Origin of the sequence: Enterobacter vonholyi (assembly GCF_008364555.1) — a bacterium.
Taxonomy (GTDB): Bacteria; Pseudomonadota; Gammaproteobacteria; order Enterobacterales; family Enterobacteriaceae; genus Enterobacter; species Enterobacter vonholyi.
The window spans coordinates 16399-40489 of the sequence record NZ_VTUC01000010.1; the positions used below are offsets into that span (position 1 = coordinate 16399).

Here is a 24091-nt window from a genome sequence, read left to right on the forward strand (position 1 = left end):
GCAAGGAAAATGTGGTTTTTGTGCGGTGTGTTTCGCCGGGTAAGCGCAGCGCCACCCGGCAATGTTTTACTGCAGCGCGTCGAGGATACGGTATGCCGCCTCAACGCGGGCAGGGTTCGGATAGCTTTTATTCGCCAGCATCACAATGCCGAGCTGTTTTTCAGGAATAAATGCCACGTAGCTGCCAAACCCGCCGGTTGAGCCTGTTTTATGGACCCAGGACGCGTTGACCGGCGGTGCCGGCGGATTCACTTCTCTCGCGGTCAGCGGTGCCAGCGCTACCTTATTGTCGCTACCTTTAACCACGGTTTTGGCATCGACCGGCCAGTTAAGCATTTCCCAACCTAACCCTTGATACATGGCCCCCACGCGCCAGTAGCGAGACTGCGCCAGGGCAATGCCTTTCCTGAGTGAACTATCCTGAAGCGAGTCCGGCTTCATGTTGACCATCACCCAGCTTGCCATATCCTGCACGTTGGTTTTTACGCCATAGGCTTCTGCATCCAGCATTCCTGGCGAAACGTGGACCGCTTTACCGTCGCGGTATCCCCAGGCGTAATGCGCCTCTTCCGTTTTCGGAACGTTAATCCAGGTATTGTCCAGCTTGAGCGGCTTAAAGACCCGCGTCGTCATGGCCTGCTCATAGCTCATGCCGGAAGGTTTAACCGCCAGCGCGCCAAAAAGACCGATGCTGGCATTGGCGTAAAGACGCGTGGTGCCCGGCTTCCACTGCGGCTGCCAGTTTTGATAAAAGCGCAGCAGAGAGGCGTTATCCGTGACCTCATCCGGTACCTGTAACGGCAGACCGCCTGCGGTATAGGTTGCCAGCTCCAGCATGCGAATGCCCTGCCACTGCTTGCCCGTCAGTTCAGGCCAGTATTTTGTCACCGGATCGCCGAGCGATATTTCACCGCGAGCAATGGCATCGCCACCCAGTACGCCGGTGAAGGTTTTACTTATAGAACCCAGTTCGAACAAGGTTTGTGGGGTGACAGCTTTGTTTGCCGCAACATCGGCTTTACCGAAGGTAAAGTAGTGCGGCTGACCCTGATAAATCACCGCCACCGCCATGCCCGGGATGGCCTGCGCTTTCATCAGCGGCGTAACGGTACGTTCCACCACCTCAGCCAGCTGTTTTTCGGACATCGGTGCGGCGAATGCAGAGCTGGCAACGCTGAGCAGCAGGGCACAGCTTAGGGATTTTGTCATCATCAGTTATCTTCCGTAATAGCAGTTCAAGGGAGTGTCCGGGCCCGTCAGACCGCTGTAGTCTGTTGGATTTGACTATGGCTGACAAACGGTTAAATTTAGCATGAGCTGTTAATTTTTCTAACGGACGAGACCATGACGCGCAGCTATCTTCCTCTGAACTCCCTGCGGGCGTTTGAAGCAGCCGCCAGGCACCTCAGTTTTACGCATGCCGCTATTGAGCTGAATGTCACCCATTCCGCGATTAGCCAGCACGTAAAGGCGCTGGAGCAGCACCTTAACTGCCAGCTTTTCGTTCGCGTTTCGCGAGGGCTGATGTTGACTACCGAAGGCGAGAATTTGCTGCCGGTGCTGAATGACTCGTTCGATCGTATCGCCGGAATGCTGGATCGCTTTGCCAGCCAGCGCGCGCAGGAGAAGCTCAAAATTGGCGTGGTCGGGACATTTGCGACGGGGGTGTTATTCTCGCAGCTCGCGGACTTCCGCCGCTGCTATCCGCATATTGATCTTCAGCTTTCCACCCATAACAACCGTGTCGATCCGGCGGCTGAAGGACTTGATTACGCCATTCGTTATGGCGGCGGGGCGTGGCACGGCACGGAAGCTACGTTTCTTTGCCCCGCACCGCTTGCGCCGCTTTGCACGCCTGACATTGCTGCCGCGTTGCACACCCCTGCAGATGTCCTGAAGTTTACCCTCCTGCGCTCTTACCGGCGCGACGAGTGGACCGCCTGGATGCGGGCTGCGGGAGAAAACCCGCCTTCACCGACGCACCGGGTAATGGTATTTGATTCGTCCGTCACCATGCTGGAAGCCGCGCAGGCAGGCACAGGGATTGCCATTGCGCCTGTCGATATGTTTACCCAGTTACTCAGCAGCGAGCGCATCGTGCAGCCGTTTGCAACGCAGATTGACCTCGGCAGCTACTGGCTGACAAGACTACAGTCACGGGCAGAAACCCCCGCAATGCGCGAGTTTGCCCAGTGGCTGGTGGGGAAGATGCAGAAATAAAGGCCCGCCGGATGGCGGGCCTGAAGCGTCAGATGGTGACCACGGCAATCAGCGTTACCACGGTCAGGATGGTCGCCAGACCGTAGAACACCCATTTCCCGCTCGGGACATGGATTTTCAGGTCATGCATCGCATGGTGAATACGGTGCAGGCCACACCACAGCGGCAGGACGATCATCAGGAAGATGAACACGCGGCCGATAAAGCTGCTCGCGAACGCCAGTACGCGTTCGTAGCTCAGCGCATCTCCCGGGAAGAGCCCCAGCGGCAGCATAATGCCGACCAGCAGTATAATGACGGGGGCGATGATGGCACCCCACATGCCGCCTGCGCCAAACAGACCCCAGAAGACCGGCTCGTCAGAACGTTTTGGATTTGGATTGATCACAGTAGTCTCCTTACCAGAACAGTGCGACAAACAGAATGACCACAGTGACCAGAATCGTCACTGCCCAGAGCCCTTTAATCACCGGCTCTGGCCCCATTTTCTCGTCTTTTACGATGATGTTCGCCGCTTTTGGCGCCAGCTCAAACCAGGTTTTGGTATGAAGCAGCGCGGCCGCGAGCACGATCAGGTTCAGAACAACAATGATCGGGTTTTGCAGGAAACCGACGAAGCTGGCCCAGGCTTCCGGGCCATGCTTGAGGGCAAAAACGCCGTACATCAGCTCAAGGCTGAACCAGACCGCCGGTACCGCCGTGCCTTCACGCAGCATGTAGAAGCGATAAAACGGCAGATTTTTCCACCAGGTTGACGGCACAGGCCGCACGTAGGCTTTGCGTTTAGTCGTCATCATGCACTCCTTAGCGTGGTTTCAGGGTAGCGATAAGAAAGTCTTTCGAGCTTTCCACTTTACCCTGCTGAATTGCGGCGGCCGGGTCGACGTGCTTCGGACAGACTTCGGAGCAATAACCCACAAAGGTACAGCTCCAGACGCCGTTCTGGCTGTTAAGCTGCGCCATGCGTTCTTTTTTGCCGTGATCGCGGCTGTCCTCGTTATAGCGGTGCGCCAGGGTAATGGCGGCCGGGCCGATGAACTCCTTGTTCAGGCCAAACTGTGGACAGGCGGCGTAGCACAGGCCGCAGTTGATGCATCCGGAGAACTGATGGTATTTCGCCATCTGAGCTGGCGTCTGGGTGTTTGGCCCCTGATCCGGCGTGCGCGGGTTACCAATGATGTACGGCTTAATCGCTTCCAGGCTTTCGATAAAGTGGGTCATATCGACCACCAGATCGCGTTCAATCGGGAAGTTGCCCAGCGCTTCGACCTTAATGCCCTTGGTGTATTCGCGCAGGAAGGTCTTACAGGCCAGCTTCGGCACTTTGTTGACCATCATGCCGCAGGATCCGCAGATTGCCATGCGGCAGGACCAGCGGTAGCTCAGGTCTGGCGCCAGGTTGTCTTTGATATAGCCGAGCGCGTCCAGCAGGGAGGTTTGCTCGTCGTAAGGGACTTCATAGAACGCGCTGTGCGGTGCGGCGTCCACTTCCGGGTTGTAGCGCACCACTTCAACCTTCATTTTTTGCATCTCAGCCATTCGCCTTCTCCTTCTTCTCGGCGGCTTCTGCTTCTGCACCGTACACGCGCTTAGCCGGCGGCAGCGTAGTGATTTTCACGTCGCTGTAGTCCAGACGTGTGGTGCCATCCGCATCGCGCCAGGCGAGAGTGTGTTTCAGGAAATTGACGTCGTCACGTTCGGTGCAGCCTTCGTCCAGACGCTGGTGGGCTCCACGCGACTCTTTACGCGCCAGCGCAGAGTGCGCCATACATTCCGCTACGTTCAGACCGTGGCCCAGCTCGATAGTGTAGAGCAGGTCGGTGTTGAATACGCTGGAGGTATCGGTGATGCGCACGCGCTTGAAGCGCTCCTGCAGCTCCGCCAGCTTGTCGACGGTTTTTTGCATCAGCTCTGGCGTACGGTAGATACCGCAGCCTTCTTCCATCGACAGGCCCATCTCGTCGCGGATCTTAGACCAGTTCTCGTTACCCTCCTGGTTCACCAGATCTTTCAGGCGTTTTTCAACGTCTGTAACCTGCGCATCCAGTGCGGCACCGTTGGCTTCGCCTGCTGTAGCCGCCCGCTCCATCGCGCGCTCGCCCGCCATGCGGCCAAAGACCACCAGCTCTGCCAGCGAGTTAGACCCCAGACGGTTGGCGCCGTGCAGGCCCACTGAGGAACACTCGCCGACGGCGAACAGACCTTTAATTCGGGTTTCACACTGCTGGTCGGTTTCGATCCCGCCCATGGTGTAGTGCGCCGTTGGACGCACCGGAATCGGCTCTTTCACCGGGTCGACGCCAACGTAGGCTTTTGCCAGTTCGCAGATGAACGGAAGACGTTCCAGCAGTTTCTTCTCGCCCAGATGACGCAGGTCGAGGTGAACGACGTCGCCGCGCGGCGTGGAGATAGTGTTGCCTTTGCGCCACTCGTGCCAGAAGGCCTGGGAGACTTTGTCGCGCGGGCCGAGTTCCATGTATTTGTTCTTCGGCTCGCCGAGCGGAGTTTCCGGGCCCATGCCGTAATCCTGCAGATAGCGGTAGCCGTTTTTGTTGACCAGAATACCGCCTTCACCGCGGCAGCCTTCCGTCATCAGAATGCCGGAGCCTGGCAGGCCGGTTGGGTGATACTGGACGAACTCCATATCGCGCAGGGGTACGCCATGGCTGAGCGCCATGCCCATGCCGTCACCGGTGACGATGCCGCCGTTGGTGTTATAACGATAAACGCGACCCGCACCGCCCGTCGCCATCACTACCGCGTTGGCGCGGATCTGGACAAGCGTGCCTTCCATCATATTCATCGCCACCAGGCCGCGCGCGTGTCCGTCATCAACCAGAATGTCGAGGACGAAATGTTCATCGAAGCGCTGAATTTGTGGGAACTGAAGGGAGGTCTGGAACAGAGTGTGCAGCATGTGGAAGCCGGTTTTATCGGCGGCGAACCAGGTGCGTTCAATCTTCATTCCGCCAAAGCGGCGAACGTTGACGCTGCCGTCCGGACGGCGGCTCCACGGACATCCCCACTGTTCAAGCTGGGTCATTTCCGTTGGACAATGATGCACAAAGTAGTCAACGACATCCTGTTCGCAAAGCCAGTCGCCCCCTGCAACCGTGTCGTGGAAATGGTATTCAAAGCTGTCATGATCCTGCGCAACGGCGGCGGATCCTCCTTCTGCTGCCACAGTGTGACTACGCATTGGATAGACTTTTGAAATCAATGCGATTTTAGCGTTGGGATTAGCTTGTGCTGCAGCAATCGCAGCACGTAATCCAGCCCCGCCAGCGCCTATTACGGCAAGATCGGCTTGAAAAGTTTGCACGACATTCCTCCAGATTTTTGTTATTTCGCAACGCGACAAACTAAAGGTAGTTCACCCGTCCAAAAGGACGATTGCGAAAGCGTTTCCACTGCTCCTTTATGGGTAAAACAGTATAACCGTGTAGATGTCAGGGAAATTTGACGTGTTCGATTTTTTTGCTGTTCTGTACGGCGATTTATCATGAAGATTGATGAAATACGTCACGAAAAAGTTCACCTAAATGAAATGCGCTTTTTTACTGCGCAAAATTTGTCTCTGCCCCTGCTAACGAGTAGACTTCGTGCCCTTGTCTGAAATCGGAGAACAACTCATGAGCGAAACGGCCACCTGGCAGCCGAGCGCATCCATCCCTAATCTGTTAAAACGCGCTGCAATTATGGCGGAGATCCGCCGTTTCTTTGCCGACCGCGGAGTCCTTGAGGTGGAAACGCCGTGCATGAGTCAGGCAACGGTAACGGATATTCATCTGGTCCCGTTTGAAACCCGTTTTGTTGGCCCCGGCCACTCTCAGGGGAGGAATTTGTACCTGATGACCAGCCCGGAATATCACATGAAACGCCTGCTGGCAGCGGGATGTGGCCCGGTGTATCAGCTGTGCCGCAGTTTCCGTAATGAAGAGATGGGTCGTCACCACAACCCGGAATTCACCATGCTGGAGTGGTACCGCCCGCATTATGATATGTACCGCCTGATGAATGAGGTGGACGATCTGCTCCAGCAGGTGCTGGACTGTTCAGAAGCCGAAACGCTCTCCTATCAGCAGGCTTTCCAACGCCATCTGGAAATCGATCCGCTGTCGGCGGATAAAACCCAGCTGCGTGAAGTAGCGGCAAAGCTGGATCTGAGCAACGTGGCGGATACCGAAGAGGATCGCGACACGCTGCTGCAGCTGCTGTTCACCTTCGGCGTAGAACCGCAGATTGGCAAAGACCGTCCGACGTTTGTCTATCACTTCCCGGCAAGCCAGGCTTCACTGGCGCAGATCAGTACCGAAGATCATCGTGTCGCAGAGCGTTTTGAGGTCTATTACAAAGGCATCGAACTGGCGAACGGCTTCCACGAACTGACTGATGCCCGCGAGCAGCAGCAGCGCTTCGAGCAGGATAACCGCAAGCGCGCCGCGCGCGGTCTGCCGCAGCAGCCTATTGATGTTAATTTGCTTGAAGCCTTAAAAGCGGGTCTGCCGGATTGCTCCGGCGTGGCGCTGGGTGTAGATCGTCTGGTGATGCTGGCCCTTGGCGCAGAGCAGCTTGGCGATGTGATTGCGTTTACCGTAGATCGCGCCTGACGGCAGTTAACCCTCTCCCTTGGGAGAGGGTAGCCCCGCTTATCTTACAAACTCCCCGCCGGGCGCGTACGCGCCGCTGACGTCAATGTTCTTCCCGTTTTACGCCCGTCCAGGCTTTCCAGACGCATCTGGAACGGTGGGAACGGCATATCAATACCGTGCTCGCGGAAGCCTGCCAGAATCAGCTGGTGGATCTCATGGCGCAGCGGCATACGGTGGCCCATTTCGGCAGCGTAGATACGCAGCTCGAAAATCTGGATCCCCTGCTGTAAATCCACCAGGAACACTTCCGGTGCCGGGTTATCGATCACCAGCGAGCAGCGCTCTGCGGCTGTGTAGAGGATCTGGGTGACCTCTTCGCTGTTGGCGTCCGACGGCGCCGGTACCGTCAGCACAACACGGGTAACGGAGTCTGACAGCGACCAGTTGATGAACTGCTCGGTAATAAACGCCTTGTTCGGTACGATGATCTCTTTGCGATCCCAGTCGCTGATCGTTGTCGCGCGGGTGTTGATCTTGGTGATGCTGCCGGTCAGATCGCGGATCGTGACGGTATCGCCAATACGGATCGGTTTTTCGAACAGAATGATCAGGCCAGAGATGAAGTTGGCGAAAATCTCCTGTAAACCAAAACCTAACCCTACACCAAGGGCCGCCACCAGCCACTGCAGCTTCGACCACTCAATACCGATCATTGAGAAGCCAACCAGTCCGCCAAACAGCATGATCAGATATTTGGTTATGGTCGTAATCGCATAACCCGTCCCCGGCGTTAAATCCAGATGCTGCAGCAGCGCCAGCTCCAGCAGCGCCGGGAAGTTGCGCACCAGCTGCGTGGTAATGATCAGTACCAGAATGGCAATCAGCACCGCCCCTAAGGTGATCGGCTCCAGGCTTTCAACACCCTGCACCGTGGACGTCACGTCCCACAGAGAGATGTTCTCCAGGAAACCAAATGCGGAGTGGATCTCTGACCACAGGAATATGACCGACAGGAGGGCAATCAGCATCAGTATGGAACGAACCAGGCGCAGGGACTGGGTGCTGATGGCATCCAGATCCAGTTCGACCTCGTCCGCCTCCGTCGTGCCTTCCGTACTGTTGACGTGGTTTGGCTCTTCCTCACCCCGCGCGCGCTGGGCGAGGATCTCCGCCCGGCGATGCTTGGCTCGGTCAAAGGCCAGACGGCGGCGCTGGATCAGCATCCAGCGGCGGATCACGTGGTACACCACCAGCAGCAGGAACCAGATGGCCACCGAGGTTTCCAGCCTTGCCAGCAGCGCCTGCGCGGTTGCCAGATAGCCCACCGCGGCTGCCAGCATCGCAAACAGCGGCGCGCTAAGCAGCAGGTTCCAGAGCAGCCGGTTGAACATGTTTTCGCCGCTGCCAGATTTATCGAGATAGAGCGGAATACCCGCGCGTTTCAGGCTGAGCGTGACGATGGCCAGCGCCCCGCATATCAGCATAAAGCAGAGACGGCCCAGCGAGCCTGAGAATTCCCGGTCGTTGAGATTGTCGAACATGATCAGCGCCATAATCAGCGGCACAATCAGCCCGATGCTCATCAGGTAGTAACGCATGGCGCGCGCAACGCGATTACGCGGCCAGCCAAAGTGGGTGATAAACAGGCCATTGGGGCGCGCGAAGGTGGCGCAAATCATGACTACCCACAGCAGCGGCACCGTGGCGGTGACGCCATCGCCAATCGCGACCGCGAGCGGATAGGGCCAGGCTTCCCGCAGGCCATACCCCAGCGTCATCCACAGCACCGGCAGCGGGGAGGCGACAAGAATCGACCAGAATACGGTGCGCAACGTTAGCCAGAAGTGATCCTGGGTGACTTTCCCGACCCTGGAGCTGGAACGCTCCAGGAAGCGAGTGAAATGTCTGCGCGAGTAAATGCTGAAGCCCACCAGAATCAACGCCCCCAGCAGTGGGAAAATGGTCTCTTTGCTGGTGAACATCATCACGCTGGCCTGTCCCAGCTGGCTGAAGGTGTCCAGCGAAATCAGGCGGCGCAGGTCCTGGACGATCTCAATCGGCCACGAGAAGGTCATCGGACGCACGTCGGACGTCCAGAAGAGATAACGGTGCGTCGCCTCGTTCACCTCTTTCAGCGCATCTTCCAGCTGGCTATTGGAGACTTTTAGCTTGGTCAGCTCCAGAATCAGCGTATCCCCGCCCTGGAGCAAAGAGTTCAGCAGTTCACGCTGGGTACGCAGCTGGGCTTCCAGAATACGGTTTTGCTCGCTGGTCAGGGGCTGTCCGTCAGCCTGACGGATCTGGCGGATTTGCGGCTGTTTATTAAGGAGATCTTCAAAGTGCAGTCGCTGAACGCGCAGCTGGGCCATCTCGGTATCCAGCTGTTGCGGCTTCGGCATTTCCGGCAGGCGCGCGACCTGGGCACGTAGCGCTTCGCCCAGCAGGTTTGATGACCCGAGCCACTGGGACTGCTCGCGCAGGGTGTTGAGCGCCTGGCGAACCTGAAGGGTTTGATTGGTGGCCTGACGTTGCTGCGAGGCAACCAGATCCATACGCTGCGCCTGCTGATTCAGCGCGGCAGAAAGCTCGCGGTTGACCTTAAACTGTTCGACGATGCCGGCAGGCAAGTTATCGCTGTTTTCTGCCAGCAGTTCGGTACTTTCCAGCGCGCGCTCCGCCTCGCGTTGACGCTGACTGTTGAGCTGATTGCGCAGGGCCTGGAGATACGCATCCAGTTGCTCGCTCTGCTTCTGAGCGAGTTCAGAGCGCATCCGCGACAGCTCCTGGCGGTTATTGGCGGAAAGCTGCGCCAGCTCAAGCTCATCGACAAGGGCCTTCAGGCGAGCCGATTCTGCCTGCAGGCCCAGATTTTGGGCCTGAGCCTGTGGCGTATTGCCGCTTTGCGTGCCCACGCGGCGCTCAACTTCATTAAGCTGGCGACGGGCGTCGGTTTGCTGCTGCGGAAGCTGGCTAAGGGAGTCGGCAATTTCGCGCGCGCGCTCCTGCTCCTGCTGAGCAAGGCGGCTCTTTTCCAGAAGCTGGCTGCTGACCTGCAGGATCTCCTGGTTCAGCGCGTCGGAGGTCATTCCTGCGGGCACATCGCGCGGTTCGTCACGCAAATTATTGAGCTGCGAGCGTAGCGTCTGCGAGAGTTTTGGGAAGTTGTCGATAACCTGCTGATACTGCTGAGCGCGCTCAAGAGAGCCTTTCCGCTCCTCAAGCGCGTTCAGGGCAGCCTGGAGCGACTCGACGGTCTCCGGCTGAGCGGGTTTGGCCGCTTTTGCCTGCTCCAGTTCCTGGGTTATCTGTTTGGCGTCGGGGGCTGTCGCTGCGTACGCCCCCATGCTGAGGCACCAGGCCATCAGTAGAACGATAATCGGGCGCACGTCAGCGATCCTTCTGTTGTTAGCCTTCGTCTTTTTTGTCGTCAACCAGCGGGCTGGCGTCGTGCTCGGCGCTAATCTCTTCCTGTGACAGCGGTGCTGGTTCTGCATCCGGCGTCACGAAGGTTTCGGTTGAGACCGCCAGCGGCTGGCCCAGCTTGGTGACCGACAGGCTTTCGAGCTGTTCAGCCAGCTTCACTTTGCCAGGTGCAAACAGGTTGATCACGGTGGAGCCCAGCTTAAAGCGACCCATCTCCTGACCTTTGAGCAGGGCCACAGAGCCTTCCGCTTCACCGGCAGGCCAGGTCCAGCGTTTGATCACGCCTTCGCGCGGTGGGGTGATGGTGCCGGCCCAGACGGTTTCAATGCTGCCTACGATGGTTGCACCCACCAGAATCTGTGCCATAGGGCCAAATTCAGTATCGAACAGACAGATGACGCGCTCGTTACGGGCAAACAGGTTCGGCACGTTCTGCGCGGTCAGGTGGTTTACGGAGAACAGATCGCCCGGGACATAAATCATTTCACGCAGGATACCGTTACACGGCATGTGCACGCGGTGATAGTCGCGCGGTGACAGATAGGTGGTGGCAAACGTACCGTTGCGGAACAGATCCGCCATCAGGTAGTTACCTGCCAGCAGCGCTTCCAGACTGTAGTTATGGCCCTTCGCCTGCAGGATTTTGTCGTCTTCGATGTTACCCAACTGGCTGATCACGCCGTCTGCTGGCATCACCAGGACGTTAGGATCGGTGTTCAGCGGGCGCACTTCGTCGCGCAGCGGGCGCACGAAGAACTCGTTGAAGGTGCGGTAGCTGGCGGTATCCGGCTTCTGCGCCTCTTTCATGTCGACCTTGTAATATTTTACGAAAAGATCGATGACCAGTTTGGTCAGCCAGCCTGCGCGTTTGCTCGCGCCCCAGCCCGCCAGGCGAGTGAGCCACAGTTTTGGCAGAATGTATTGAAGCGAAAGTTTAAATGCGTTTAACAAGGTAGCCTCCAGGCCATTGTTTTGTCGTTCCTGATCCGGCGTTAAGCCGCCGGAACCTGAAAAAGGGGGACGATTTTAGCGATGCTTAGCTTAGTTGTCAGTTATCAGAATCAGAAAAGTTTTTACGCGTTTTTACGTCTTCCATGCTCTCAAGAATACGGTGGTAATTCTCGAAGCGGGTTTCCGCGATCTCGCCTTTCTCAACCGCTTCACGGATAGCGCAGCCTGGGTCGTTATCGTGTTTACAGTCGCGGTATTTACAAGCGCCTAAATAATCATGGAATTCGACAAATCCGTTAAAGATTTGTTCCGGCTCAAGGTGCCACAAACCGAACTCACGCACCCCTGGGGAGTCGATCACGTCGCCGCCGTGCGGGAAGTGGTACAGGCGTGACGCGGTGGTGGTGTGCTGGCCCAGACCCGAGACATCAGAGACATCGTTGGTCAGGATCTCTTGCTTGAGGCCAAGCAGGTTGTTCAGCAGGCTTGATTTACCTACGCCGGACTGGCCCGCAAAGATACTGATGCGGTCGGTAAGCGCCTCTTCCAGCGGTTTAAGACCATCTTTGGTGTGGCTGGAGACCATCAGCACGCGATAACCAATTTTGCGGTAGATATCCATCTGCTCATTCACGAAGGCCATGCCGTCGTCATCCAGCAGATCGATTTTGTTCAATACGATAATCGGTTCAACCTGCAGCGTTTCGCAGGCGACGAGGTATCGATCGATAATATTGAGCGAAAGTTCAGGCAAAATCGCCGATACGATAACAATCTGGTTAATGTTAGCGGCAATCGGTTTGACCCCGTCGTAGAAGTCGGGACGGGTTAACACGGACGTGCGCTCATGGACCGCTTCAACGATACCTTTTACCGTCACGCCTTCCGCCGCCTCTTTGCCCGGTCTCCAGACCACGCGATCGCCGGTCACCAGGGAACGAATGGTCCGGCGGATATTGCAACGGTGAATATCCCCGTCGGCGGATTCGACATCGGCATGCATACCGAAACGGCTGATGACTACGCCTTCTGTCGCTTCACCAAACAGGTTGTCGTCATAATCCGGCTTCTCCGAAGTGGTTTTAAGACGGCGCTGGTGGTTGGCGTTTACGCGGCGCTGCTGCCCTTTGGAGAGTTTATTTTTACTCAATCGCGCTGGCTCCTGGTCGCCCGTAAGGGGCAAAACCTCTATGATACACTCTAATTAATACTAGTTAACCTGCTACTGCCGGTTATGCGAGAAGGGTGGAAAATAACATGAGCGCGGATGAAAACAACCTGATTTGGATCGATCTCGAAATGACCGGGCTGGATCCCGAGCGCGATCGCATCATTGAAATTGCAACTCTGGTGACGGACGCCAACCTGAATATCCTGGCTGAAGGGCCAACGATTGCGGTGCATCAGTCCGACGACCAGCTGGCTTTGATGGATGAATGGAACGTGCGCACCCACACCGGCAGTGGCCTGGTTGAGCGCGTGAAGGCGAGCACGTTCGGTGACCGCGAGGCGGAGCTGGCGACGCTTGAGTTCCTGAAACAGTGGGTTCCGGCAGGCAAATCGCCAATCTGTGGGAATAGCATCGGCCAGGATCGCCGTTTCCTGTTTAAGTACATGCCGGAGCTGGAGTCTTACTTCCACTACCGTTATCTGGATGTCAGCACTTTGAAAGAGCTGGCGCGTCGCTGGAAACCTGAAATCCTCGACGGCTTTAAAAAGCAGGGGACGCACCAGGCGATGGACGATATCCGAGAGTCCGTGGCGGAGCTTTCCTACTACCGCGAAAACTTTATTAAGCTGTGATTTTGCGATCCGGCGCCTTGCGTGGCCGGGTTTTTGTCGTTAAATTGTTCAGCTTGCCGATTTAATAAGCATTTGAACTTAATTTCGAAAAAATCGCTTTAAGGGGGGTTGCAGCTAAAAGGATTTCTCGTATAATGCGCCTCCCGTAACGACAGAGAATTACACGTTACGACAGCAACAAAAGCAGTGCAGATTTGCGGGAATAGCTCAGTTGGTAGAGCACGACCTTGCCAAGGTCGGGGTCGCGAGTTCGAGTCTCGTTTCCCGCTCCAAAATTTGAAAGTGCTTTCACAGCACAGACTGCCCAAGCGGGAATAGCTCAGTTGGTAGAGCACGACCTTGCCAAGGTCGGGGTCGCGAGTTCGAGTCTCGTTTCCCGCTCCAAAATTTGAAAGTGCTTCCACAGCACGGACCACCCAAGCGGGAATAGCTCAGTTGGTAGAGCACGACCTTGCCAAGGTCGGGGTCGCGAGTTCGAGTCTCGTTTCCCGCTCCAAATTCTTCTTCATCTCTAAAATATCCACAGCGAAAAGCGTCGCTGGGGACGTTTTCTATTGTCTCTGAAATACTCTTTTTAACAGAGTTATCCACAGAAACTGCGCTTAACCGAAACAGGGTTAAAACTTAGCAGGGTGAATAATATCTCCATAACTAACTCTTTTTAAAGAATAAAATTTGATTTCAAAATGTTATTGAGATCACTTGACCTCTTCTCCAGCCCAGATGGCGCTTGAGTTTGTAATTTTATTCACAGGCTGTGAATAGTTCAGGCATCCCGCGGAAGCCCTTTTTCAATCACCCTCACCAGACGCTGTTTCTTCGGCAGCTGCACCTCGACCACGCAGGCATTACGTTTCTCAATTTGCTGCGCAATCGCCCACTCGATGTGCTCATCAAGAAGTGGGTGCTCACCTCGACGGCTTTCAAGCGCCTGAATATTGGCTTCATCCCACGGGGCATTCCCCAGCGCGACGGCAACATTACGCAGCCAGCGCAAATGACCGATACGGCGAATGGCAGAACCTTCCGTCACCTTCAGGAACCAGGCCTCGGTCCAGGCGAACAGCTCAATAAGCGGCGGAGCATGCAGCGCCTTACGCGGGCTGAAATCCTCTTCGTCCGTTAGCTGCGAATAGCGGTTCCACGGGCAGATGAGCTGGCAATCGTCGCAGCCGTAGATGCGGTTGCCGATAAGCGGCCGGAACTCCTCTGGAATGGCCCCTTCCAGCTCGATAGTGAGGTAGGAGATGCAGCGGCGTGCATCAACAGTGTAAGGCTTGACGATAGCACCCGTCGGGCAGATGGTCATGCAGGCCACGCAGCGCCCGCAGCCTTCTTCGACCGGGCCGTCTACCGGCAGCGGTAAATCAATCAGCAGTTCGCCCAGGAAGAAGAACGATCCGGCGTCACGGCTGAGGATAAGTGAGTGCTTACCTGTCCATCCAAGCCCGGCTTTTTCGGCGATCGGGCGCTCAAGAATAGGCGCAGAATCGACAAAGGGTCTAAAATTCAGCGAAACACAGTGCTGCTGAATGGTTTCCCCGAGTTTTTTTAAGCGGTTACGCAAGAGCTTATGGTAATCACGACCCAAAGCGTACCGGCTGACGTAACCCAAAGAGGGATTTTTTAGCGTGCGCGCAAAGGCCGCGTTGGCGGGTAGATAGTTCATGCGCACGCTGATGACGCGTAATGTGCCCGGTAAAAGCTCGTGAGGACGGGCGCGCATCATGCCATGACGCGCCATCCATTCCATTTCGCCGTGGTATTGTTTATCCAGCCAGGCCTGCAGTTTCGGCTCGCTGGCGGAAAGGTCGGTATCGGTAATGCCCACCTTCTGGAAGCCAAGCTCAGCACCCCACTGTTTTATTTTTTGCGCTAATTCATTGAGATCGAGGGGCTGTGACATGACGGACCATACGGTGAAGAAAAACCCCGCAAGTATACCACATTCCATCTGGCATGCGGATGACCTCCGGCGTGCCGAAAAAGAGGCCGCAGACAGCCTCGGGATTACCCTCTATGAACTGATGCTGCGTGCGGGTGAGGCGGCGTTTAACGTTGCCCGCAGCGCGTACCCGCAGGCCGCTCACTGGCTGATTCTGTGCGGGCACGGCAATAACGGCGGTGACGGCTACGTCGTCGCCCGTTTGGCGGTTGCGGCCGGTATCCGCGTGACCTTGCTGGCTCTCGAAAGTGATAAACCGCTGCCGGAAGAGGCTGGCGCGGCGCGGGAGGCATGGCTTAACGCAGGCGGTGTGATTCATGCGCCTGATATCGTCTGGCCGGAAGAGGTGGATCTGATTGTTGATGGTCTTCTGGGCACCGGGCTGCACAGCGCACCGCGCGAAAATATTGCCGCGCTTATTGAACACGCTAACAGACATTCCGCGCCGGTAGTCGCCCTGGATATTCCCTCTGGCCTGATTGCAGAAACCGGCGCGACGCCGGGGGCGGTCATTCAGGCTGCCCATACGGTGACCTTTATCGCCCTCAAACCGGGGTTACTGACCGGTAAAGCGCGAGACGTGGTTGGCGTGCTGCACCACAATGCGCTGGGGCTGGAGAGCTGGCTGGCCGGGCAGGAAATGCGCCTCGCGCGTTTTGATGCGTCGCAGCTTGCAGCGTGGCTCCCGCCGCGCCGACCAACGTCCCATAAGGGCGATCACGGCAGGCTGGTGATTGTGGGAGGAGACCACGGTACGGCTGGTGCGATTCGTATGACGGGTGAAGCGGCTCTGCGCAGTGGTGCCGGATTAGTGCGAGTGCTCACTCGCATTGAGAATATTGCGCCCATAATCACCGCCCGACCGGAACTGATGGTCCATGAGCTTACGCCCCAGGCGCTTGAAGAAAGCCTGGAATGGGCGGATGTGGTGGTGATTGGCCCCGGGCTTGGGCAGCAGTCATGGGGTAAACAGGCCCTGCAAAAGGTCGAGAATTTTCGTAAACCGATGCTGTGGGATGCCGACGCGCTTAACCTTCTGGCAATAAACCCGGATAAGCGTCACAATCGCATTCTGACACCACACCCCGGCGAAGCCGCGCGCCTGCTTAACTGCAGCGTGGCAGAAATTGAAAGCGATCGCTTACTTTCTGCTCAGCGTCTGGTAAAACGTTACGGAGGTGTTGCTGTTTTAAAAGGGGCAGGAACCATTGTCGCCAGTGATGAGACGCTGGGCATTATTGATGCCGGAAATGCTGGCATGGCGAGCGGCGGAATGGGCGATGTGCTTTCCGGCATCATTGGCGCATTGCTTGGACAGAAACTTCCCCTTTATGATGCAGCCTGTGCGGGCTGCGTGGCCCACGGTGTCGCGGCGGATAAACTGGCTGCGCGTTACGGTACACGCGGTATGCTGGCCACGGATCTTTTTTGCACGCTGCGGCGTGTTGTTAACCCGGATGTGATTGACGTAGAAAATGACTAATCGAGCGATTCTTTTACCTGATGAACAAGCCACTTTAGAACTCGGCAAGCGCGTGGCGCAGGCCTGTCAGGGGGCAACCGTCATTTATCTGTATGGTGATTTAGGTGCGGGTAAAACCACCTTCAGCCGGGGTTTTTTGCAGGCGTTAGGGCATAACGGGAATGTGAAAAGCCCAACCTACACGCTGGTAGAACCGTACACCCTTGAAAATCTCATGGTGTACCACTTCGATTTATACCGCCTTGCGGATCCTGAGGAGCTGGAATTTATGGGGATCCGTGATTATTTTGCCAACGACGCCATTTGCCTGGTGGAGTGGCCGCAACAAGGTGCGGGTGTGCTGCCTGACCCGGATGTCGAAATTCACTTAGATTACCAGGCTCAAGGGCGTGAGGCACGCATCAGTGCTGTTTCCTCATCAGGCAGTTCCTTACTGGCACGTCTGGCCGGTTAAGCGTAGGGATGACGGGATGATAAATCGCGTTAAAGGTTGGGTGTTGGCTGCCACCGTGCTGCTGTGCGCGCAGGCCGGGGCGGCAAACCTCTCAGATATTCAGGTATCAAACGGCGAAAGCCAGGCTCGAATCACGTTCAGCTTTATGGGCGATCCTGAATATGCGTTTTCACAGCCAGACAGCCACAGCGTGGCGCTGGATATCAAACAGACAGGTGTGATCCAGGGGCTACCTCTGCGGTTTAGCGGCAACAACCTGGTGAAAAGTATCCGTTCGGGTACGCCGCAGGATAGCCAGTCGTTACGCCTGGTGGTCGATCTGACCGAAAAGGGCAAAACGAAGGCGGTGAAGCAGCAAAACGGGGCGAACTATACGGTGGTCTTTACCATCAATGCCGATGTCCCGCCACCGCCTCCACCGCCGCCGGTCGTTGCGAAACGCGTCGAAGAACCGGTGTATACGCCACGTCCTGCTGAACCTGCGCGTAATCCGTTTAAATCGCAAAACGACCGCATTACTGCGGCAACCAGCAGCAATACGGTGACGCGTCCGGCGGCCAGCGCGCGACGCGCGACGGTCAGCGGTGACAAAGTGATTATCGCCATTGATGCGGGTCACGGCGGGGAAGATCCCGGGGCGATTGGTCCTGGCGGCACGCGAGAGAAAAACGTAACTATCGCTATCGCGCGTAAACTGCGTTCGCTACTCAATGACGACCCTATGTTTAAAGGCGTGTTGACCCGCGACGGGGATTACTTTATCTCCGTAATGGGGCGCTCGGATGTGGCGCGTAAGCAAAACGCAAACTTCCTGGTCTCCATTCATGCGGACGCCGCACCGAATCGTAGCGCCACCGGCGCCTCGGTTTGGGTGCTGTCGAACCGTCGCGCTAACAGCGAAATGGCCAACTGGCTGGAAGAGCATGAGAAGCAGTCTGAACTGCTAGGCGGTGCGGGCGACGTGCTGGCGAACAGCCAGTCCGATCCGTACCTCAGCCAGGCGGTGCTGGATTTACAGTTCGGTCATTCTCAGCGCGTCGGGTATGATGTCGCCACTAACGTATTGAACCAGCTGCAAAGCGTTGGCGTGCTGCATAAGCGTCGTCCGGAACATGCCAGCCTCGGCGTTCTGCGCTCGCCAGATATTCCGTCCATCCTTGTAGAGACGGGCTTTATCAGTAACAACGGTGAAGAGCGTCTGTTGGGAAGCGACAGTTACCAGCAGCAAATTGCCGAAGCGATTTATAACGGTTTACGCAAATATTTTGAGGCGCATCCTCTGCAGTCTGCGCCGCAGAGCGGCGCTGCCCAGACGGCCAGCGCAGTGCTGCCGGGTGAGATGACCGCGACCAACTAAGGAGAATTCATGCCGATTCAGGTTCTACCGCCGCAGCTCGCGAACCAAATCGCCGCCGGTGAGGTGGTGGAACGCCCTGCGTCGGTGGTGAAGGAGCTGGTGGAAAACAGCCTCGATGCGGGCGCAACCCGCATCGATATTGATATCGAACGCGGTGGCGCGAAGCTTATCCGCATTCGGGACAATGGCTGTGGCATTAAAAAAGAGGAGCTGTCGCTGGCGCTGGCTCGTCATGCTACCAGTAAAATTGCCTCTCTGGACGATCTGGAAGCGATTATTAGCCTCGGTTTTCGCGGTGAAGCGCTGGCCAGTATCAGCTCGGTTTCGCGTTTAACGCTGACCTCCCGTACCGCTGAACAGCAGGAAGCCTGGCAGGCTTACGCCGAAGGGCGCGATATGGATGTGACGGTCAAACCGGCGGCGCATCCTGTCGGGACAACGCTTGAAGTATTAGATCTCTTCTACAACACCCCCGCCCGACGCAAGTTTATGCGTACCGAGAAGACCGAGTTCGGCCATATCGACGAGATTATTCGCCGTATCGCGCTGGCCCGTTTCGATGTCACCATCAACCTCAGCCATAACGGTAAGGTGATGCGTCAGTACCGCGCGGTGGCGGAAGGCGGACAGAAAGAGCGCCGCCTGGGCGCTATCTGCGGTACGCCGTTTCTGGAACAGGCGCTGGCCATTGAGTGGCAGCACGGCGATCTGGCTTTACGCGGCTGGGTTGCCGATCCAAACGCGAGCAGTGCTGCGTTTGCCGAGATCCAGTATTGCTACGTCAACGGCCGCATGATGCGCGATCGTCTTATCAATCACGCGATTCGCCAGGCCTGCGAAGACAAGCTCGGGGCCGATCAGCAGCCTGCTTTCGTCCTTTATCTGGACATCGACCCGCATCAGGTGGATGTGAACGTTCATCCTGCCAAGCATGAGGTGCGGTTCCACCAGTCGCGTCTGGTTCACGACTTCATTTATCAGGGCGTGGCCGCTGTGTTACAGCAGCAGGCAGCACCAACGCTGCCGCTGGAAAACGACGCTCCAGCGCCGCGTACGCTGCCGGAAAACCGAGTGGCGGCAGGGCGCAACCATTTTGCGGAGCCTGCCGCCGCGCGTGAACCGGAGACCCCGCGTTTCTCCCCGGCAGGGAGCGCACCGCGTTCAACGGGCGCGAACTACCCGAATGCCCAGCCTGGTTATCAGAAGCAGCAGGGAGCGTTGTACCGCAAATTGCTGGAAACACCAGCCGTGGAGCGTAAAGAGCACATTCCTGCCGCTCAGCCTTCTCTGGACGGGCATAGCCAAAGTTTTGGCCGGGTGCTGACGATTATCGCGCCCGACATGGCATTGCTTGAGCGTGACGGCAAACTGATGCTTATGGCACTGCCGGTCGCCGAACGCTGGCTTAAGCAGGTGCAGCTCACACCCGGCGAAAATGCAGCCTGTGCGCAGCCGCTCTTGATTCCGGTTCGCCTGAAAATATCCCCTGATGAAACAAGGGTATTGCAGCGTGCAGAGCCGCAGCTGGCGCAGATGGGTATTGAAACTGTGCTCGAACCACAACATGTGACAATTCGTGCAGTGCCTTTACCCTTACGCCAACAAAATTTACAAAACTTGATTCCTGAACTGATAGGCTACCTGGCGCAGCAAACATCGTTTGATGCCGCCAACACCGCGCAGTGGATCGCCCGCCATCTGGCAAGCGAACACGCGCCGTGGAGCATGGCACAGGCCATCAGCGTGCTGGCGGAGGTTGAACGCCTCTGTCCGCATCTGGTGAAAGCGCCGCCGGGTGGGTTATTACAACCTGTTGATTTACAAACGGCGATGAACGCCCTGAAACATGATTGACGCAAGTAAGGCGAGCCTGCCTAAGGCAATTTTTTTAATGGGCCCAACGGCCTCCGGCAAAACGGCGCTAGCCATTGAGTTGCGTAAAGTTTTGCCTGTAGAGTTGATTAGCGTCGACTCCGCCCTCATCTACCGAGGGATGGACATCGGCACGGCGAAGCCTGACGCAGAAGAACTGCGCGCGGCACCGCACCGTTTGCTGGATATACTCGACCCGGCTCAGGCTTACTCCGCAGCGGATTTTCGCCGGGATGCCTTAGCCGAGATGGCAGAGATAACGGCGGCGGGGCGTATACCGCTGTTGGTTGGCGGAACCATGCTCTACTTCAAGGCGCTGCTGGAGGGGTTGTCACCTCTGCCATCCGCGGATCCGGAAATAAGAGCAAAAATTGAGCAGCAGGCGGCAGAGCAGGGTTGGGACGTTTTGCATCAGCAACTGGCGGAGATTGACCCGGTTGCTGCAGCGCGGATCCATCCAAATGATCCGCAAAGGCTTTCCCGGGCACTGGAAGTTTTTTTCATTTCGGGTAAAACTTTAACGGAACTGACGCAAACGTCAGGAGACGCTCTGCCGTATCAGGTGCATCAGTTCGCCATCGCCCCGGCGAGCCGTGAACTGCTCCATCAGCGGATTGAGCAGCGTTTTCATCAGATGTTAGCTTCAGATTTTGAAGCAGAAGTGCGGGCGCTTTTTGCCCGTGGAGATTTGCATACGGACATGCCTTCCATTCGTTGTGTGGGATACCGCCAGATGTGGTCGTATCTTGAAGGTGAGATTTCATACGATGAAATGGTTTATAGAGGTGTTTGCGCCACGAGACAGTTAGCGAAGCGCCAGATCACCTGGTTGCGCGGTTGGGAGGGTGTTCACTGGTTAGACAGTGAAAAACCGCAACAGGCGTTAAACGAAGTGATTGAGGTTGTTGGTGATATCGCTCACTGAATGTGTACAATTGAGGCGTATCGTGCGCAATTTTTCAGAATCGCAAGGTTCTAAGTACAAAACAAGCATATAAGGAAAAGATAGAATGGCTAAGGGGCAATCTTTACAAGATCCGTTCCTGAACGCATTGCGTCGGGAACGTGTTCCAGTTTCTATTTATTTGGTGAATGGTATTAAGCTGCAAGGTCAGATTGAGTCTTTCGATCAGTTTGTGATTCTGTTGAAAAACACGGTCAGTCAGATGGTCTACAAGCACGCTATTTCTACTGTTGTTCCGTCCCGTCCGGTATCTCATCACAGCAATAACGCTGGCGGCGGCACTGGTAGTAACTACCATCATGGCAGCAGCGCGCAGGGTTCTTCAACGCCGGCGCAGGACAGCGACGAGACCGAATAAGGTTTCGCACTGTTATCCACACGGGGAGCCAGGGATCCTGCGTTCCCCGCTGATCTTTTAAGAGAGGTTTACGCTTGTTTGACCGTTATGATGCCGGTGAGCAGGCGGTGCTGGTACACATCTATTTTTCGCAAGACAAAGATATGGAAGACCTCCAGGAGTTTGAATCTCTGGTCTCTTCCGCCGGTGTCGAAGCAATGCAGGTGATTACCGGTAGCCGTAAAGCGCCGCACCCAAAGTATTTTGTTGGTGAAGGTAAAGCAGTCGAAATTGCGGATGCCGTAAAAGCAACCGGCGCGTCAGTCGTGTTGTTTGATCATGCGCTGTCTCCAGCCCAGGAGCGCAACCTGGAAGCCCTTTGCGAATGCCGTGTTATCGATCGCACGGGTTTGATTTTAGATATTTTTGCTCAGCGTGCACGTACCCATGAAGGGAAACTGCAGGTTGAGCTGGCGCAGCTGCGCCATCTGGCAACGCGTCTGGTGCGTGGCTGGACACACCTTGAAAGACAAAAAGGCGGGATTGGTTTGCGCGGTCCGGGTGAAACCCAGCTCGAAACCGACCGTCGTTTACTGCGTGGCCGAATTACCCAGATCCTCTCACGTCTGGAACGTGTAGAGAAACAGCGTGAACAGGGGCGTCGGGCGCGCACCAAAGCCGACATCCCGACGGTGTCGCTGGTGGGCTATACCAACGCCGGTAAATCCACCCTGTTTAACCAGATAACTGAGGCCCAGGTGTATGCCGCAGACCAGCTGTTTGCGACCCTGGACCCTACGCTGCGCCGTATTGACGTTGCAGACGTCGGTGAAACGGTGCTGGCGGATACCGTAGGGTTTATTCGCCACCTGCCGCATGACCTTGTGGCGGCGTTTAAAGCCACCCTGCAGGAGACGCGACAGGCGACTCTGCTGCTGCACGTGATTGATGCAGCAGACGTGCGCGTGCAGGAGAACATTGACGCGGTGAATGTGGTGCTCGAAGAGATCGATGCTCACGAGATCCCAACGCTGTTGGTCATGAACAAGATCGATGTGCTGGACGATTTCGAACCGCGTATCGACAGAGATGAAGAAAACAAACCAATTCGGGTCTGGCTTTCTGCCCAGACCGGTATTGGTGTGCCACTGCTTTTCCAGGCTTTGACAGAACGTCTTTCCGGTGAGGTAGCTCAGCACACGCTGCGACTGCCGCCACAGGAAGGCAGGCTGCGCAGCCGGTTTTATCAGCTTCAGGCGATAGAAAAAGAGTGGATGGAGGATGACGGCAGCGTGGGGATGCAGGTGCGTATGCCGATCGTTGACTGGCGTCGCCTCTGTAAACAAGAACCTGCGCTGGTCGACTATATCGTCTGATCAGAAAGGGGATGCCTGAATAATTCGCCCTTGCATAACAAATATGGAGCATATACATGGCGTGGAATCAGCCCGGTAATAACGGACAAGACCGCGACCCGTGGGGAAGCAGCAAACCTGGCGGCAACTCTGAGGGAAATGGCAACAAAGGTGGTCGCGAGCAGGGGCCGCCGGATCTGGATGATATCTTCCGCAAACTGAGCAAGAAGCTTGGTGGCCTTGGCGGAGGAAAAAGTTCTGGCTCGGGTGGCAATTCCACTCAGAGTACGCGCCCGCCAATGGGTGGCCGCGTAGTGGGCATCGTGGCCGCTGCGGTAGTCATCATCTGGGCAGCCAGCGGGTTCTACACCATTAAAGAAGCAGAACGCGGCGTAGTCACCCGTTTCGGTAAGTTCAGCCATCTGGTTGAGCCGGGTCTGAACTGGAAGCCAACCTTCATTGACGACGTGACCGCGGTAAACGTGGAATCCGTCCGTGAACTGGCCGCCTCCGGCGTGATGCTGACCTCTGACGAAAACGTGGTGCGCGTTGAGATGAACGTGCAATACCGCGTGACCGATCCTGAGCGTTACCTGTTTAGCGTGACCAGCGCCGATGACAGCCTGCGTCAGGCGACTGACAGCGCCCTGCGTGGTGTCATCGGTAAATACACCATGGACCGTATTCTGACCGAAGGTCGTACCGTTATTCGTAGCGATACCCAGCGCGAGCTGGAAGAGACCATTCGTCCGTACAACATGGGTATCACCCTGCTGGACGTCAACTTCCAGGCTGCGCGTCCGCCGGAAGAGGTGAAAGCCGCATTTGACGATGCGATTGCTGCCCGTGAAAACGAACAGCAATACATCCGTGAAGCAGAAGCGTACACCAACGAAGTTCAGCCACGCGCTAACGGTCAGGCGCAGCGTATTCTGGAAGAAGCGCGCGCGTATAAGACCCAGACCATCCTGGAAGCTCAGGGTGAAGTGGCTCGCTTTGCGAAGATCCTGCCTGAATACAAAGCAGCGCCGGAAATTACCCGTGAGCGTCTCTATATCGAGACCATGGAAAAAGTGCTGAGCCACACCCGCAAAGTGTTGGTTAACGACAGTAAAGGCGGAAACCTGATGGTGCTGCCGCTGGATCAGATGCTGAAGGGCAGTTCTGCACCGGCAGCAAAAGACACCAGCGGAGCGAACAACCTGCTGCGTCTGCCGCCAGCCTCAACAGGCAGCGCCAGCTCGAACACAACGCCTTCTTCGAACGATGGTGACATTATGGACCAACGCCGTGCTAACGCGCAGCGTAACGACTACCAGCGTCAGGGGGAATAAG

Annotated in this window: 20 protein-coding genes and 3 tRNA genes; 14 read left to right on the forward strand and 9 right to left on the reverse strand. The window is 56.4% G+C overall.

What is annotated here, in order from left to right:
• Positions 1 to 66 precede the first annotated feature (66 nt).
• A complete protein-coding gene (gene blaACT, locus F0319_RS15175) occupies positions 67 to 1212 on the reverse strand; it encodes an ACT family cephalosporin-hydrolyzing class C beta-lactamase (protein WP_149367300.1) in 1146 nt (381 codons plus the stop codon).
• Positions 1213 to 1344: 132 nt separating this feature from the next.
• Between blaACT and ampR the strand changes: the two genes are divergently transcribed.
• Complete coding sequence (gene ampR / locus F0319_RS15180; protein ID WP_111965405.1) at positions 1345 to 2220, forward strand: LysR family transcriptional regulator AmpR; 876 nt, start codon at positions 1345 to 1347, stop codon at positions 2218 to 2220.
• 28 nt (positions 2221 to 2248) lie between these two features.
• Here ampR and frdD read toward each other — a convergent pair whose 3' ends face one another.
• Genes frdD through frdA form a run of 4 tightly spaced genes read right to left on the reverse strand, consistent with a single transcriptional unit; the run spans position 2249 to position 5542 of the window.
• Positions 2249 to 2608 carry a fumarate reductase subunit FrdD gene (gene frdD, locus F0319_RS15185; protein ID WP_149367301.1) on the reverse strand — a complete coding sequence of 120 codons (360 nt, stop codon included), beginning with the start codon at positions 2606 to 2608 and terminating at the stop codon, positions 2249 to 2251.
• A gap of 10 nt (positions 2609 to 2618) precedes the next feature.
• On the reverse strand, positions 2619 to 3014 hold the full coding sequence (frdC, locus tag F0319_RS15190) for a fumarate reductase subunit FrdC (RefSeq protein ID WP_111965403.1): 396 nt from the start codon (positions 3012 to 3014) through the stop codon (positions 2619 to 2621).
• 10 nt (positions 3015 to 3024) lie between these two features.
• Positions 3025 to 3759: a succinate dehydrogenase/fumarate reductase iron-sulfur subunit gene (locus F0319_RS15195; RefSeq protein ID WP_023310124.1), complete on the reverse strand. Its 735-nt coding sequence runs from the start codon at positions 3757 to 3759 to the stop codon at positions 3025 to 3027.
• Positions 3752 to 5542, reverse strand: a complete 1791-nt coding sequence (gene frdA / locus F0319_RS15200; RefSeq protein WP_133293620.1) for a fumarate reductase (quinol) flavoprotein subunit — start codon at positions 5540 to 5542, stop codon at positions 3752 to 3754. Before frdA ends, F0319_RS15195 begins: the two co-directional genes overlap by 8 nt.
• 310 nt (positions 5543 to 5852) lie before the next feature.
• On the opposite strand from frdA, the gene epmA reads away from it, so the two are divergent.
• On the forward strand, positions 5853 to 6830 hold the full coding sequence (gene epmA / locus F0319_RS15205) for an elongation factor P--(R)-beta-lysine ligase (RefSeq protein ID WP_149367302.1): 978 nt from the start codon (positions 5853 to 5855) through the stop codon (positions 6828 to 6830).
• Between the two features lie 44 nt (positions 6831 to 6874).
• Here epmA and mscM read toward each other — a convergent pair whose 3' ends face one another.
• The 3 genes from mscM to rsgA form a co-directional block, all read right to left on the reverse strand.
• Positions 6875 to 10198, reverse strand: a complete 3324-nt coding sequence (gene mscM / locus F0319_RS15210; RefSeq protein WP_111965400.1) for a miniconductance mechanosensitive channel MscM — start codon at positions 10196 to 10198, stop codon at positions 6875 to 6877.
• A 19-nt stretch (positions 10199 to 10217) separates the two neighbouring features.
• Positions 10218 to 11186 (reverse strand): archaetidylserine decarboxylase, encoded by a 969-nt coding sequence (gene asd / locus F0319_RS15215; RefSeq protein WP_149367303.1) that lies wholly within the window; start codon positions 11184 to 11186, stop codon positions 10218 to 10220.
• Between the two features lie 97 nt (positions 11187 to 11283).
• Positions 11284 to 12336 carry a small ribosomal subunit biogenesis GTPase RsgA gene (gene rsgA / locus F0319_RS15220; protein WP_181574042.1) on the reverse strand — a complete coding sequence of 351 codons (1053 nt, stop codon included), beginning with the start codon at positions 12334 to 12336 and terminating at the stop codon, positions 11284 to 11286.
• Positions 12337 to 12443: 107 nt separating this feature from the next.
• On the opposite strand from rsgA, the gene orn reads away from it, so the two are divergent.
• The 4 genes from orn to F0319_RS15240 all read left to right on the forward strand — a co-directional run bounded on the left by orn (position 12444) and on the right by F0319_RS15240 (position 13485).
• Positions 12444 to 12989 (forward strand): oligoribonuclease, encoded by a 546-nt coding sequence (gene orn, locus F0319_RS15225; protein ID WP_023310130.1) that lies wholly within the window; start codon positions 12444 to 12446, stop codon positions 12987 to 12989.
• A gap of 196 nt (positions 12990 to 13185) precedes the next feature.
• Positions 13186 to 13261, forward strand: a tRNA-Gly gene (locus tag F0319_RS15230).
• A 36-nt stretch (positions 13262 to 13297) separates the two neighbouring features.
• A tRNA-Gly gene (locus tag F0319_RS15235) sits at positions 13298 to 13373 on the forward strand.
• 36 nt (positions 13374 to 13409) lie between these two features.
• A tRNA-Gly gene (locus F0319_RS15240) sits at positions 13410 to 13485 on the forward strand.
• A 270-nt stretch (positions 13486 to 13755) separates the two neighbouring features.
• On the opposite strand, the gene queG is transcribed toward F0319_RS15240, so the two are convergent.
• Positions 13756 to 14895, reverse strand: a complete 1140-nt coding sequence (queG, locus tag F0319_RS15245; protein ID WP_149367304.1) for a tRNA epoxyqueuosine(34) reductase QueG — start codon at positions 14893 to 14895, stop codon at positions 13756 to 13758.
• Between queG and nnr the strand changes: the two genes are divergently transcribed.
• The 8 genes from nnr to hflK all read left to right on the forward strand — a co-directional run bounded on the left by nnr (position 14894) and on the right by hflK (position 24090).
• Positions 14894 to 16417, forward strand: coding sequence for a bifunctional ADP-dependent NAD(P)H-hydrate dehydratase/NAD(P)H-hydrate epimerase (gene nnr, locus F0319_RS15250; protein WP_149367305.1), 1524 nt, complete (start codon positions 14894 to 14896; stop codon positions 16415 to 16417). The two genes, queG and nnr, sit on opposite strands and share 2 nt — an antisense overlap.
• Positions 16410 to 16871: a tRNA (adenosine(37)-N6)-threonylcarbamoyltransferase complex ATPase subunit type 1 TsaE gene (gene tsaE / locus F0319_RS15255; protein ID WP_047346117.1), complete on the forward strand. Its 462-nt coding sequence runs from the start codon at positions 16410 to 16412 to the stop codon at positions 16869 to 16871. The genes nnr and tsaE overlap by 8 nt, the downstream gene beginning before the upstream one ends.
• A 16-nt stretch (positions 16872 to 16887) precedes the next feature.
• Positions 16888 to 18228 carry an N-acetylmuramoyl-L-alanine amidase AmiB gene (amiB, locus tag F0319_RS15260; protein WP_149367306.1) on the forward strand — a complete coding sequence of 447 codons (1341 nt, stop codon included), beginning with the start codon at positions 16888 to 16890 and terminating at the stop codon, positions 18226 to 18228.
• A gap of 9 nt (positions 18229 to 18237) precedes the next feature.
• On the forward strand, positions 18238 to 20082 hold the full coding sequence (gene mutL, locus F0319_RS15265; protein ID WP_149367307.1) for a DNA mismatch repair endonuclease MutL: 1845 nt from the start codon (positions 18238 to 18240) through the stop codon (positions 20080 to 20082).
• The gene (gene miaA / locus F0319_RS15270; protein ID WP_023310135.1) at positions 20075 to 21025 is read left to right on the forward strand and encodes a tRNA (adenosine(37)-N6)-dimethylallyltransferase MiaA; all 951 of its coding nucleotides are present in this window, start codon (positions 20075 to 20077) and stop codon (positions 21023 to 21025) included. The genes mutL and miaA overlap by 8 nt, the downstream gene beginning before the upstream one ends.
• Positions 21026 to 21110: 85 nt before the next feature.
• Positions 21111 to 21422 (forward strand): RNA chaperone Hfq, encoded by a 312-nt coding sequence (gene hfq, locus F0319_RS15275; protein WP_023334248.1) that lies wholly within the window; start codon positions 21111 to 21113, stop codon positions 21420 to 21422.
• Positions 21423 to 21496: 74 nt separating this feature from the next.
• Complete coding sequence (gene hflX, locus F0319_RS15280; protein WP_133293627.1) at positions 21497 to 22777, forward strand: ribosome rescue GTPase HflX; 1281 nt, start codon at positions 21497 to 21499, stop codon at positions 22775 to 22777.
• Positions 22778 to 22833: 56 nt separating this feature from the next.
• The gene (gene hflK, locus F0319_RS15285) at positions 22834 to 24090 is read left to right on the forward strand and encodes an FtsH protease activity modulator HflK (protein WP_111965393.1); all 1257 of its coding nucleotides are present in this window, start codon (positions 22834 to 22836) and stop codon (positions 24088 to 24090) included.
• Position 24091: the final 1 nt, after the last annotated feature.

What these genes read in the sequence shown, in the direction of transcription:
- queG (WP_149367304.1), bottom strand. Translation starts at nt 14,895, where the DNA reads ATGTCACAGCCCCTCGATCTCAATGAATTAGCGCAAAAAATAAAACAG.
- amiB (WP_149367306.1), top strand. Translation starts at nt 16,888, where the DNA reads ATGATAAATCGCGTTAAAGGTTGGGTGTTGGCTGCCACCGTGCTGCTG.
- F0319_RS15195 (WP_023310124.1), bottom strand. Translation starts at nt 3,759, where the DNA reads ATGGCTGAGATGCAAAAAATGAAGGTTGAAGTGGTGCGCTACAACCCG.
- miaA (WP_023310135.1), top strand. Translation starts at nt 20,075, where the DNA reads ATGATTGACGCAAGTAAGGCGAGCCTGCCTAAGGCAATTTTTTTAATG.
- blaACT (WP_149367300.1), bottom strand. Translation starts at nt 1,212, where the DNA reads ATGATGACAAAATCCCTAAGCTGTGCCCTGCTGCTCAGCGTTGCCAGC.
- ampR (WP_111965405.1), top strand. Translation starts at nt 1,345, where the DNA reads ATGACGCGCAGCTATCTTCCTCTGAACTCCCTGCGGGCGTTTGAAGCA.
- epmA (WP_149367302.1), top strand. Translation starts at nt 5,853, where the DNA reads ATGAGCGAAACGGCCACCTGGCAGCCGAGCGCATCCATCCCTAATCTG.
- nnr (WP_149367305.1), top strand. Translation starts at nt 14,894, where the DNA reads ATGACGGACCATACGGTGAAGAAAAACCCCGCAAGTATACCACATTCC.
- hflK (WP_111965393.1), top strand. Translation starts at nt 22,834, where the DNA reads ATGGCGTGGAATCAGCCCGGTAATAACGGACAAGACCGCGACCCGTGG.
- mutL (WP_149367307.1), top strand. Translation starts at nt 18,238, where the DNA reads ATGCCGATTCAGGTTCTACCGCCGCAGCTCGCGAACCAAATCGCCGCC.
- tsaE (WP_047346117.1), top strand. Translation starts at nt 16,410, where the DNA reads ATGACTAATCGAGCGATTCTTTTACCTGATGAACAAGCCACTTTAGAA.
- frdC (WP_111965403.1), bottom strand. Translation starts at nt 3,014, where the DNA reads ATGACGACTAAACGCAAAGCCTACGTGCGGCCTGTGCCGTCAACCTGG.
- orn (WP_023310130.1), top strand. Translation starts at nt 12,444, where the DNA reads ATGAGCGCGGATGAAAACAACCTGATTTGGATCGATCTCGAAATGACC.
- hfq (WP_023334248.1), top strand. Translation starts at nt 21,111, where the DNA reads ATGGCTAAGGGGCAATCTTTACAAGATCCGTTCCTGAACGCATTGCGT.